10 protein-coding genes are annotated in these 11,870 nt (G+C 61.7%); 3 read left to right on the top strand and 7 right to left on the bottom strand.

Annotated elements, in window-relative coordinates:
• The coding region (gene mutL, locus CFA80_RS00560; RefSeq protein WP_088518430.1) for a DNA mismatch repair endonuclease MutL at positions 1 to 1,621 on the bottom strand (1,621 nt) is incomplete at its 3' end.
• Positions 1,622 to 1,866: 245 nt separating this feature from the next.
• Between mutL and CFA80_RS00555 the strand changes: the two genes are divergently transcribed.
• The gene (locus CFA80_RS00555) at positions 1,867 to 2,088 is read left to right on the top strand and encodes a hypothetical protein (RefSeq protein ID WP_088518429.1); all 222 of its coding nucleotides are present in this window, start codon (positions 1,867 to 1,869) and stop codon (positions 2,086 to 2,088) included.
• Between the two features lie 20 nt (positions 2,089 to 2,108).
• Here CFA80_RS00555 and arfB read toward each other — a convergent pair whose 3' ends face one another.
• A complete protein-coding gene (arfB, locus tag CFA80_RS00550; RefSeq protein WP_088518428.1) occupies positions 2,109 to 2,531 on the bottom strand; it encodes an alternative ribosome rescue aminoacyl-tRNA hydrolase ArfB in 423 nt (140 codons plus the stop codon).
• Between the two features lie 161 nt (positions 2,532 to 2,692).
• On the opposite strand from arfB, the gene CFA80_RS00545 reads away from it, so the two are divergent.
• The gene (locus tag CFA80_RS00545) at positions 2,693 to 3,679 is read left to right on the top strand and encodes a tripartite tricarboxylate transporter substrate binding protein (RefSeq protein ID WP_088518427.1); all 987 of its coding nucleotides are present in this window, start codon (positions 2,693 to 2,695) and stop codon (positions 3,677 to 3,679) included.
• A 49-nt stretch (positions 3,680 to 3,728) separates the two neighbouring features.
• Here the strand turns inward: CFA80_RS00545 and CFA80_RS00540 are convergent, their stop codons facing one another.
• From CFA80_RS00540 to ileS, 5 genes are all read right to left on the bottom strand, one after another.
• The gene (locus tag CFA80_RS00540; RefSeq protein WP_088518431.1) at positions 3,729 to 5,003 is read right to left on the bottom strand and encodes a pitrilysin family protein; all 1,275 of its coding nucleotides are present in this window, start codon (positions 5,001 to 5,003) and stop codon (positions 3,729 to 3,731) included.
• Positions 5,004 to 5,116: 113 nt separating this feature from the next.
• Entirely contained in the window at positions 5,117 to 6,469 is a 1,353-nt protein-coding gene (locus tag CFA80_RS00535; RefSeq protein ID WP_088518426.1) for a pitrilysin family protein, read from the bottom strand.
• Positions 6,470 to 6,537: 68 nt separating this feature from the next.
• Complete coding sequence (locus CFA80_RS00530; protein ID WP_088518425.1) at positions 6,538 to 7,224, bottom strand: hypothetical protein; 687 nt, start codon at positions 7,222 to 7,224, stop codon at positions 6,538 to 6,540.
• 123 nt (positions 7,225 to 7,347) lie between these two features.
• Positions 7,348 to 7,833, bottom strand: a complete 486-nt coding sequence (gene lspA / locus CFA80_RS00525; protein WP_088518424.1) for a signal peptidase II — start codon at positions 7,831 to 7,833, stop codon at positions 7,348 to 7,350.
• Between the two features lie 71 nt (positions 7,834 to 7,904).
• Positions 7,905 to 10,943, bottom strand: coding sequence for an isoleucine--tRNA ligase (gene ileS, locus CFA80_RS00520; RefSeq protein ID WP_088518423.1), 3,039 nt, complete (start codon positions 10,941 to 10,943; stop codon positions 7,905 to 7,907).
• Between the two features lie 152 nt (positions 10,944 to 11,095).
• On the opposite strand from ileS, the gene CFA80_RS00515 reads away from it, so the two are divergent.
• On the top strand, positions 11,096 to 11,870 hold a 775-nt coding region (locus CFA80_RS00515), incomplete at its 3' end, for an AI-2E family transporter (RefSeq protein WP_088518422.1).

Raw genomic sequence — 11,870 nt, 5'->3', positions numbered from 1 at the left:
TGTGCTCGGCGAGATCGCGGATCAGGCCGGCGCCGTCGATTTCGCCGAGCAGCGCCGGGGTCTCGCGCAAAGCAACAGCGCCCGGGCCAAAAGTCTCGATGACCAGGCCATAGCGCGAGAGCTCATCGGCGCGGGCGACAAGCCGCTCGACATCGCTCTCATCGAGTTCGACGATTTCCGGAATGAGGAGGATTTGTCTGGGCACGCCATTCTTGGCGATCGCCTCTTTCAGGCGCTCGTAGACGATACGCTCGTGGGCGGCGTGCTGGTCGACAACGACAAGTCCATCACGGGTCTGCGCCACGATATAAGTGTCATGAACCTGCGCGCGCGCGGCGCCGAGTGGATGATCGAGACCCTCACCGCCGCCGGTTTCTTGCCGCGATGAACGATCGGGAGCGTGACTGTCGAACCCCGCACCCAAGTCCGCACGCAAGTCCGCTGTGGGGACGCCCACCTCAAATGCCGATTGCGCCGGTTCGGCGAAGCCGCGCAGCGGCGCAAAGGATCCGCCGATCTCGCGCATCCGGACGGCCGAGCGCTGCCAGCCCGCACTGGTATGTAAGGCCCGAGGCGAGGTTCGGAACGCCGCAATGGTCGCCGCACCACCGGTTGTCGCCGCGCGCGCGGCCTCACGCGACAATGCGGTCTTGAGCGCATGCACGATCAGCGCGCGGACCAATCCGGCATTGCGAAAGCGCACCTCGGCTTTGGCCGGATGCACATTGACATCGACCTCGCGCGCCGGCAGCGACACGAATAACGCAACCAGTGGATGACGGTCGCGCGGCAGATAATCGGCATAGGCCGCGCGCACAGACCCAATCAAAAGCTTGTCGCGAACCGGCCGGTCGTTGACGAAAAGGTATTGACCGAGCGAATTGGCCCGCGTGAGCGTCGGCAGCGCGGCAAAACCTTCAATCCTGATCTCCTCGCGTTCTGCCGCTATCTCGACCGCATTGGCACGGAAATCCGCGCCAAGAACGTCGCCGAGCCGTGCCAGGCGGCCAGCCGTGCCCGGCAAGGCAGCAGGAAAATGCAGCGGCGACCGCTCGCCGGCCAGCGTGAACGCGACGTCGGGTCGGCTCATGGCGAGGCGGCGCACCACCTCGCGCACCGCCTCAGCCTCAGTCCGATCGCTTTTGAGGAATTTGAGCCGGGCCGGCGTGGCATAGAATAGATCGCGCACCTCGGCGCGCGTGCCTTGGCCAAGCGCCGCGGGCTTTACCTCGGATTTCACACCGGCGTCGACCTCGATCGTCCAGGCATGAGGCTCGTCGGCGTGCCGAGTGGTGATTGCAAGCCGCGCCGCCGCGCCGATTGATGGCAAGGCTTCGCCGCGGAAGCCGAGCGTACGGATCGAGACAAGATCGTCGTCGGCGAGTTTCGATGTGGCATGCCGATCCACCGCAAGCGCCAAATCGGCGCGCGTCATGCCTTCGCCATCGTCGCTGATACGGATGAGACGGCGGCCGCCGCCATCGGTGACAACTTCGATGCGCCGTGCGCCAGCATCGAGCGCATTTTCCACAAGTTCCTTGACGACGCTCGCCGGCCGCTCGACGACCTCCCCCGCGGCAATGCGGTTGACGACGGCTTCGCTGAGTTGTCGGACGGTCATAATCGGCGGCTTCGACTAGTGTCCTGATTCCGAAGTTCGTACGCTTTATCGGCACGCTCTCATGCGAACTTCGGAATCAAAGGGACACTAGCAAATATATAATTCTAGTGCGGTTTTTTGGATTTGAAGTTCCTATAGGAGCTTCCGACTGAACTGTAGGAACTTCAAATCCACCGCACTGGCGAGTCGAAGCCAACCGTAGCCCGGATTGTCTATTCCGCCTATGCTGCATTGGGGATTAAGCGATGAGCCGTTTTTTGCCTGGGGCGATCCTCGCCGTTTGCGGCGTTCTGGTATACGGCATCGGTTGCGCGCTGTTTTTGGCGCAGCGACGGCAACGCGGCCGCGAAGGTGCGAGCAAATCGCTGTTTCTCTACGCGATCGTCATGATGGCGCTCGGCATCGCCGCCTTGGGCGCCGGCCTGTTCGCGCTCGAGACCGCGCAATACCAAGCCTTGAATGGGTGAAGGGCGTCGGGGTAATCGGCTCAGTCGAACGAGGGTTTCGTTCGCCGCAGCCGCTTGATGCCGGCGCGGCGCTTCTTGCCTTCGATGCGGCGCTCGCGTGCCGCCGCGGTGGGCTTGGTTGCCCGCCGTTTGAGCGGCGGACGCGCCGCGCGGCGGATAAGATCCAACAGGCGCTCGCGTGCATCCTGTCGATTGCGCGCCTGCGCGCGATGCCGCTGCGCGGTAATGACGATGATGCCGTCGCGGGTCAGTCGCGAGCCCGCTAAGCGCTCCAGCCGCGTGCGGACCTCAGGCGGCAGCGACGGTGAGCGGCGCGCGTCGAAGCGAAGCTGCACCGCACTGGCAACTTTGTTGACATTCTGCCCGCCAGGTCCCGAGGCCCGAACGAAGGATTCGGCGATCTCGCCCTCGTCAAGGGTAATGTTGGCGGTGACCGGAATCATTGCCAATTCCTAGCGCGGCGGGTTTGAAGTTTCTACAGTTCAGTCGGAAGCTCTCATAGAAACTTCAAATCCAAAACCGTACTAGAATTGTATAGTTGATAGTGTGTGGGCCGATTTAGAGATGAAGCAAGCAATAACGCGCAATAACAGGGAGAACCGTGATGACCATTCCACGCCGCATATTCCTCGCCGCGCTCGGAGCGGCATCCGTTCTCCCGTTGTTGGTGCGGAGGACTTTGGCCGCCTATCCTGAAAGGCCGATCCATCTGATCGTGCCGTTCGCCGCCGGCGGTAATGCCGACATTGTCGGGCGCATAACGGGCGATCTAATCAGCAAGACGCTCAACCAGCCGGTGGTGGTCGAGAACCGGGGCGGAGCCGGCGGCGGAGTCGGCGCCGAATTCGTCGCCCATGCTACGCCCGACGGTTACACGCTCTTGGTCGGGTCCAATGGGCCGCTGACGGTTAACCCATTTGTGCATGCCGATCTTGGCTACGATCCGCTGAAGGATTTTGTCGCCGTTTCGCTAACGAGCTACGTGCCGCACGCCCTCATCATGAGCAGCAAGGTCCAAGCAAAAAACATGACCGAACTGATCGCCCAATCCAAGACCACGCCGCTGACGGTCGCGACCAGTGGCATTGGCAGCGCCACCCACATGACGCTAGAGCGGCTCAAGGCCGCTACCGGCGCCAACATCACTCACGTCCCCTATCGTGGCGGCGGTGCACTGATGCCCGATCTGATGAGCGGCACAGTGGATGGGGCGATGACGGAGTTTTCTACCGCATTGCCGCTTCATCAGGCCCAGCAAGCTCACATCGTCGCCATAGCCGCGGCCCATCGTTCCAAGGTTGCGCCGGATATACCGACGTTCGACGAAAGCGGCGTGAAAGGTTTCACCGCGCAAAGCTATATCGGGGTTGTCGCTCCAGCGAAAACGCCGGCGGAGATCGTGGACAAGCTGCAGACGGCAATCGCACAAGGCTTGAGCCCAGGCAGTCCAGCCGCCGAGCGACTGATCGGCCTCGGTTCGGAAGTCGCTTCAGCCGAGCAGATGACCCCGAAGGGATTCGCCGAATTCATTCGCGCCGATTACGAAAACATGCGCGAAGCCGCCAAGCTTGCCGGGATCACGCCGCAATGATTGCGAGCCGAATCCGATCGCAATCGGCGGTCCCGATTGATGGAGAAGGCTAATTCGCCTTGGTCGAGACGAAGCCCTGTGGCTTGCCGACAACTGTGACCAGGAGGCCCTTGTCGAGCAACCGCTTGGCCACACGACGCGCATCTTCAAGCGTCACGCCATCGATCATGGCAGCGCGCCGCGAGATATAGTCGGGGCCGAGTCGGTCGAGCTGCAACTGCACCAGCAAGGCAGCAATTTTGGTCGAGCTGTCGAGATTAAGGACAAAGGCGCTGTTGAGATATTTCTTCGCCTCCATCAGCTCCTCGAAGGTCGGCCCGGTCTCGGCAAAACGTTGGATTTCGCTTTGGATGAGATCGATCGTCTCGCCGGCCCGGTCGGCCCGCGTCGCGGTACCGCCGAGCAACACCGCGGTGTGGTCGAGCCAGACAAGGCCATCGGAAACCGTATAGGCGAGGCCGCGTTTCTCGCGCACCTCTTGATAAAGCCGCGAGGCCGACGATCCGCCGCCGAGAATGTGATTGACCAGATAAGCGGCCATGAAGTCCGGATCCTGGCGTAAGATTCCCGGCCCGCCGAAATCGACGACGGTCTGCGGCACGTCGAGGCTGACCTCGATACGCCGCCCGAGCCCTTGCGGCGCGACATTGGCAATCGGAACGAGTTCAGGCTTCTCCGGCAGTGCGCCGAATGTCCGGTCAAGCAGGGGCTTCAACGTCCCCGCATCGATGTCGCCGACGACGGCGATCGTAAGATTTCCCCGCGTGAGAACGCGGTGCACGTAGGATTTAAGGTCGGCAATGGAAATGCTCGATACTGTGTCCGCGGTGCCATTCACCGGCCGGCCGTAAGGATGGCCTTCGAAAGCCGTTTCCCACCAGCGGCGGTTGGCGATATCGGCCGGGCTCGTCGTCTCGCGACGTAACAGTGAAAGCACTTGCGCGCGGCTGATCTCGACGTCCTTGGCGTCAAAACGCGGCGCCGTAACGGCGAGCTGCAAAAGATCGAAAGCGGCGTCGCGATTTTCGACCAGGGTACGCATCGTGCCGCGGATCGTGTCACGCTGGGCCGAAAAGCCCATTTGGATCGCTTTGCGTTCGAGCCGATCCGAAAACGCTTTTGAATCGAGATCCCCCGCGCCGGCATCGAGGAGCGAAACCGCCAATGTCGCGGTACCTGATTTGCCGGGCGCATCCTGCACAGCGCCGCCCGCGAAAGCGAAATCCACCGCAATCAAAGGAACCGCCGGCTCGTGCACAAGCCACGCTTCGATCCCGCCGGGACTTATCACACGCTCGATCGTGGTCGCCTGGGCGGAAGCCATGAAAAGAATGCCTGCTGCCGCGATCGCTGCCGCAACACGGGCTAGGCGCAACGGCGTCGCCGCCCTACGCCTGGTAGAAAAGCGGCAACAGCGCCGAGCCGGTGAGACCGAGTTCACGATCGCTTCTCCTCGGATTGGAGGCTTTTGACGAGATAGCCGGTAACGGAACGGCGGCTATCGAGCCAAGTGCGGGCGGCCTTCTGCACAGCGTCCGTGGAAACGGCACGAATGCGGTCGGGCCAGCGGCGCACAGCTTCGACTGTCTGCCCGGTCGCAAGCGCCGAACCATACCAGCGGGCTAAACTCGCCTGATTATCCTCGGCATAAACAGCGTCGGCGATCAGACGGGTCTTGGCGCGTTCGAGCTCATCGGCGGTGATGCCCCGCGCAATGACCTCGGCGAGAATGTCGTCGATTGCCGCTTCAAGCTGATGCAGCGAGGTGCCCGGCTTGGGCGCCCCGAAGACGGCAAATTTTGCGTAATCGAGGGCGGTGCCCGCATAGAAAGCACCGGCATTCAGCGCAATCGCTTGGTCGACGACGAGCTTGCGGTAAAGCCGGCAGTTTTCGCCACTGCCCAGTACATGGGCAAGCACTTCAAGCGCTTCGCTCTCACCGGTTTGCGCTGAGGTTTCCGAGGGCACGAGATAATCGCGGTTGACGCTCGGCTGCTCGACACGGAAATCCGCGAGCGTCACCGTGCGCGCCGCCTCCTGCGCAGGCTCCATGGGCCGGCGGCGCGGCTTGCTTTCGATGCGATCGGCAACCTTGCCGTAGGTCGCCTCGGCATCGGCTTTAACCTCGTCCACACTAACGTCGCCGGCAACGACCACGATGGCGTTGTTCGGGCTATAGAAGCGGCGATAAAAGGCCAGCGCATCGTTGCGATCGAGCCGCTCGATTTCCTGCCGCCAGCCAATAACCGGGCGGCCATAGGGATGATTGAGGTAGAGCGCGGCATCCATCTGCTGCGACAGCCGCGCGGCCGGATTGTTTGCGACCCGCATATTTTGTTCTTCGAGCACAACATTGAGTTCGGGCCGCACCACGTCGTCGGTGAGCACCAAGCCGGTAATGCGGTCAGCCTCCAGAGCCATCACTTCCTTGAGGTTGTTGCGCGGGACGCGTTGAAAGAATCCGGTGTAATCGCTCGCCGTGAACGCGTTTTCCTGGCCGCCGATCTCCGCGACCTGCCGCGAGAAAGCGTCGCCGGGATTTTTCTCTGTGCCCTTGAACATCAGATGTTCTAGGAAATGCGCCAGACCGGATTTGCCAGGCGTTTCGTCGGCTGCGCCGACTTTGTACCAGATCATATGCGTGACAACCGGCGCGCGATGATCGGGCACCACGACAACTTCCAGGCCGTTGGCCAAGGTGAAATGGCTGACCTCGGCGCTGCCATAGGCAGCGCTTGCAGTCGCGCTGCCAAGCGCGACAAGAAGCAACAGAAATTTAGCCACCCTCATCTCCGCCTGGCGTGCCGCGTGCTGCCTTCCGCCTATTGTTTCTGTGAGCGGAAGCAACGGTCCGTCTCTTATCGCGCCGGCTCCATGCGCTCGCCGAGCGTCTTTGGTTTGTAGGCCTTGCGCTCGGGCGGAATTCCGTACGGCTGATCCGGCGAAGGCGTTTGGTAGCCGGGCGGCGGATCGGTCAGGTTGGCCCGCGGCGGCTCGCCGGTGAACGTGCCATATTCTTCTTTTTTGAACCAATCGAAATTGAGCAAGCCACTCTTTTTCGGCTCGATCCCGCCAGAGTTCGAAGTCGCGCTGGCACGACTTCCCTTCGGAATCAATTCGTCCGGCCGCAACGGTCGGCCCTCTTCAATGACGCGGTCGCCGTGAGGCACGACCTTCTCGTCTTTGGCTGCTTGCCGCTTCTTGACGTCCGGATCCTGCGGCCAGTTGGGCGCAGGCGGGCGCTCGGTCGCAATTGGCGCGGGCAGACTACGGTTTGGCGGCACGACCAGCGGCGAACGCTCGCTGTAATTGATTTCATATTCCGGATGGTCGGGATCGGGCAGGCCGATCGCGTGGAGAACTCTTGTACCAAACGACTGGCCTGAGGGATCGTCATAGTCGCCGGCGCGCACAACGGACCCGCACGTGCAGACTGTTGCAGCAGTAAGCACAGCGCCCAAGGCGACGTGAATGGCTGACCTGCGGCCGCCATTGCCGGTGTGGCGGCCGGTCCAGGCACGGCCTACGGCCCGATACAGCGACATACCCTCACCCCCAATTTCGCCCCAAGAGAACTCTTTGCATTGAACCCCTTTGCACGCCCCCGGCCGGCATGCGGCCTAGAAAATCGGAATAATTAAAGCCCTCCAAGCGTTTATTATACGCGATCAGGGCGCTTTTGCGGCACCGCCCAATAGCGATTCATACAGCAGCACCACCACACCCGCAACAATCGCGACATCAGCGAGGTTGAACACATACCAGCGAAATTCGAAGCTTGGTGTTTCGATGTGGAAAAGTACGAAATCCATCACCCCCGGCCAGTGCAGCCGGTCGATGGCATTGCCGACGGCGCCGCCGATGATCAACCCAAGCGATCCCGCGGTCAGCCGTGATGTTGCCCGCGCCAGCCAGCCCCACAGGAAACCGACCGCAGCAACTTTGAAAGCAAACAAAGCCCATTCGCCGATCGGCCCTTGCTGCGGAAACAGGCCGTAGCTGATCCCGGTATTCCAGGTCAGAACCAGATCGATAAAGCGCGTGATCGGAAAATGGCCGCGGCCGCCGAGATCGAAGTCAAACAGCAGCCAGAACTTCGATGCCTGATCGGCAAGGCAAGTCAGCGCCGCGACTGTCAAGCCAAACGCAGTCAACCGTCCCCACAGGTAGGAAGCGGTTGGGCGATGAGGCACCGCAGCGGTCAATGTAGCCCCCTACTCGGCCGCTACTCGGCCGCCTTGCGCATGGCTTCCCATTCACGCAGCGCCTGCGCGTCACGCGGCGTGACATCCGGAAATTGTGGATCGAGCCCGACCGCAGGAGAAATTTTCCAGGAGCGCGCGCATTTGCGTCCTTCGGCAAGCCGCGGAATCACCGCGACACCGGGCACGTCCGGCAGCCGGAACGCGTCCGGCGGGCCCTCGCCTTCGACCAGAACCGCGCCCGAGGTGATGCAAAGTTCGGCGAGATCGACGTCCACGGCCGCGGCGAACAGGTCTGGATCGGCGACATGGATAATCGGATGCGCCTCGAGCGCGGAACCGATCCGCTTGTTTGCGCGCTCGATTTCCAGCGCGCCGGTAACGACGCGACGAATAATGCGCAGCTTACGCCACTTCTCAGCGAGCACGTCGTTGCACCAGCCGGCCGGCACGGATGGAAAAGGCTCAAGGTGCACCGATTGTGCCGCCGGATCGCGTGCCAGCCACGCCTCTTCCGCCGTGAAGCAGAGCATCGGCGCGAGCCAGCAAACAGTGGCGCGCAACAAATGGTCCAGCACCGTGAGACACGATTTGCGCTTCGCCGACGAATAGGGATCGCAATAAAGTGCGTCCTTGCGGATATCGAAATAGAACGCCGAGAGATCGACCGTCATGAACGCATTGAGCGCGGCAAAGATGCGTTTGTAATCGAAATCCGCGTAGGCCTGACGGACGAGCCGATCCAGTTCGGCGAGCCGATGTAGCATCAGCCGTTCGAGTTCCGGCAAAGCTTCCGGTATGGCTTCCGGCGCGATGCGATCGGCGGGATGAAAATGCGCCAGATTGCCGAGCATCCAACGCAGCGTGTTGCGCAGCTTGCGATAGGTATCGACGGTCGTTTTCAGGATCTCAGCACCGATACGAAGGTCATCCTCATAATCGGCGGCGCACACCCACATGCGCAGAATGTCGGCGCCGGCATTGCGCATCACATCCTGCGGCGCCGTGACATTACCGAGCGACTTCGACATTTTGCGGCCGTCCTCGTCGAGCACGAAACCGTGGGTCAGCACGATGTCGAACGGCGCACGCCCGCGCGTGCCGCAGCTTTCCAGCAGCGAAGACTGAAACCAGCCGCGATGCTGATCGGAGCCTTCCAGATACATGATCGCCTCACCGCCGCCATCCGCCTTGCACTTGATGTTGGCGAGCGCTGAAAAATGCTGCGGGTCCTCAAGCACAAATGCGTGGGTCGATCCGGAATCGAACCAGACGTCGAGGATGTCATCAACTTTCTGCCAGCCATCGTTTGCGCGCTTGCCGAGGAAACGCTCGCGCGCCCCGGGTTTGTACCAGGCGTCGGCGCCTTCTTGCTCGAAGGCCTCGATGACGCGGACATTCACGTCGGCATCGTTGAGAATCTCGACCGAACCGTCAGGCTTTTCCTTGATGAAGAGCGTGATCGGCACACCCCAGGCGCGCTGGCGCGAGATCACCCAATCGGGGCGACTCTCAATCATTCCGGTAATGCGGTTCTCGCCTTGCGTTGGCACCCAGCGGGTCGCCTTGATCGCGGTAAGCGCACGATGGCGCAACGTGTCGCGATGCCCGTCGATGTCCATAGCCCCGGACTTGTCCGGGGCGTAAGCGATCCGCCTGTCCATCGCAATGAACCATTGCGGCGTGTTGCGAAAGATCACCGGCTTCTTCGAGCGCCATGAATGCGGATATTGATGTTTTAGCCGGCCCCGCGCAATCAACATGCCAGCCTCGACCAGGGCTTTGATGACCGCCTCGTTTGCGTCGCCCTTGTCGCCCGTCTCGGTTAGGACACGCTTGCCGGCGAAGCCCGGTGCTTGCTCGGTGAACCGCCCGTCCGCATCGACCGTGTAGGGAATGGTCGTGTTGATGCTCTGCGCCACTAGCTTGGCCGTGTTCGCGGTCCAGAGGTCGAAGTCTTCGCGGCCATGGCCTGGCGCGGTGTGCACGAATCCCGTTCCGGTGTCCTCGGTGACGTGGTCGCCAGGAAAAAGCGGCACCGCGAAGTCATAGCCGGCGAGCTTTTTGAGCGGATGATCGCATAACAATCCGGACAACCTTTCGGCTGGCATCGGCGCCAACCGCTTGAACGCGGTAACGCGCGCTTGCCGAAACACGTCCATAGCGAGCTTATCTGCGAGGAGAAAACGGTCCCCAACTTTCGCCCAGTTGTCCGATGGCGCGTCCACCACCTGATAGAGGCCGTATTCGATCTTGGGAGAGTAGCTGATCGCCCGATTTCCGGGGATGGTCCAGGGTGTCGTCGTCCAGATCAGAACTGCGACTCCACTGAGATCGGGTGACTTTCCACGCGAGGAACTGGAATCAGTCCTTCGCAGAGGAAACTTCACCCACACCTGATCCGATACATAATCTTCGTACTCGACCTCAGCCTCGGCAAGCGCAGTCTTCTCGACCACCGACCACATCACCGGCTTCGAGCCGCGGTAGAGCGTGCCGTTAGCCGCGAACTTCATCAGTTCGCGTGCGATTTGCGCCTCGGCGAAGTAGTCCATCGTCGTGTAGGGATGCGCCCAATCGCCGACCACGCCGAGCCGCTCGAATTCTTCGCGCTGTACCTTGATCCAGTGCTCGGCGAATTGGCGGCACTCGCGGCGAAATTCGACCAGCGCGGTCGGATTGGACAGATCCGGCTTCGGCTTGCCTTTGGCGCGGTAATTCTCTTCCTCGACCTTCCATTCGATCGGCAGGCCATGGCAATCCCAGCCCGGCACGTAATTGGAATCGAACCCCAGCATCTGCTGGCTGCGCGTCACCACGTCCTTAAGAATCTTATTGAGCGCATGGCCGATATGGATGTTGCCGTTGGCGTAAGGCGGACCGTCGTGGAGCACGAATCGCGGCCGGCCCGCCGCCGCAGCCCGCAGCCGCGCGTACAGATCGAGCTTTTGCCAGCGCGCGAGAATTTCCGGCTCCCGCTGCGGCAAGCCGGCGCGCATGGGAAAATCGGTCTTGGGCAGAAACAGCGTTTCGCTGTAATCGCGCGCTTTGGGTTCGGTCATTGTTGAGCTTATGGCGTCGGTTGCGCCTTCTAACAAGCCGGGTGCGGTGCGGAAAGGGTCTCCGTTATATTGGCGGCCGAGGAACCGAGCCCTTCGCGCTGGCGTTAAGGCGGCGAGATCAGCGGCGGGCGCGGCGGCAGACGGAGTGTTTGGTGGACGATACCCCGGCCGACCGCGAGGTTCGCCACGAACTCCTCATCAGCGATCCGCTGCCCGTCGACAGCGTCGGCGGGATGTGGGTGTCCGCCGGCCACGGCGCGACCATCGGTATTTTCCTGCTTCTATTCGGCGCCTTTCTTTATACCGGCCGCGCCATCGTGCTGCCGATCCTGGCGGCGGCGGTGCTGGCGCTCACGCTTGCACCGCTAGTGAAGGCAGCCAAGCGATTTGGGATTCCGACCTGGATCACTGCGATCCTGATCCTGCTGTTCGGGTTCGGCGCATTGAGCCTCGGCGCCATGGCGCTCGCCAAACCGGTCAGCGAATGGATCGGCCGGGCGCCGGAGATCGGCGCCAGCGTCAGGGACAAGCTCGCCGTGCTCGATCAGCCGTTGGCCGCCTTGCACGAATTGGAAACGGCACTGTTCGGCGACAGCGCCGGGCTGAACGTCAATGTGCCGGCCTCCAATGTCGTGTTGCCGGTCGTTGCCTTCATCACGCCCGCGGCGGGGGAGCTCGTCCTTTTCTTCACGACCTTGCTGTTTTTCCTGATCGGCGAAATACAACTGCGCAATCAGGTCGTGGCTCTGTTCGGCGGCCGTGACGCCAAACTGCGCTTTTTGAAGATCATGCGCGATATCGAGCGCAATCTCGCCAGCTATCTGACCGTCGTGACGATCGTCAATATCGGGATTGCGAGTATTGTATCGCTCGGCGCCTGGCTGATCGGTTTTCCCAATCCCGTGATCTTCGGTCTGTTGGCTGGTT

It is taken from the genome of Rhodoplanes sp. JGI PP 4-B12, from assembly GCF_900188135.1.
Note: the sequence above shows the minus strand (reverse complement) of the source record. Positions and strands in the feature narration are given on the sequence as shown.

Coding starts and splice junctions, on each gene's coding strand:
- CFA80_RS00540 (WP_088518431.1), bottom strand. CDS start 5,003: ATGGCTTCCGCCCAGGCGACCACGATCGAGCGTGTGATAAGTCCCGGC.
- CFA80_RS00555 (WP_088518429.1), top strand. CDS start 1,867: ATGAGCCGTTTTTTGCCTGGGGCGATCCTCGCCGTTTGCGGCGTTCTG.
- CFA80_RS00530 (WP_088518425.1), bottom strand. CDS start 7,224: ATGTCGCTGTATCGGGCCGTAGGCCGTGCCTGGACCGGCCGCCACACC.
- ileS (WP_088518423.1), bottom strand. CDS start 10,943: ATGACCGAACCCAAAGCGCGCGATTACAGCGAAACGCTGTTTCTGCCC.
- CFA80_RS00545 (WP_088518427.1), top strand. CDS start 2,693: ATGACCATTCCACGCCGCATATTCCTCGCCGCGCTCGGAGCGGCATCC.
- arfB (WP_088518428.1), bottom strand. CDS start 2,531: ATGATTCCGGTCACCGCCAACATTACCCTTGACGAGGGCGAGATCGCC.
- CFA80_RS00535 (WP_088518426.1), bottom strand. CDS start 6,469: ATGAGGGTGGCTAAATTTCTGTTGCTTCTTGTCGCGCTTGGCAGCGCG.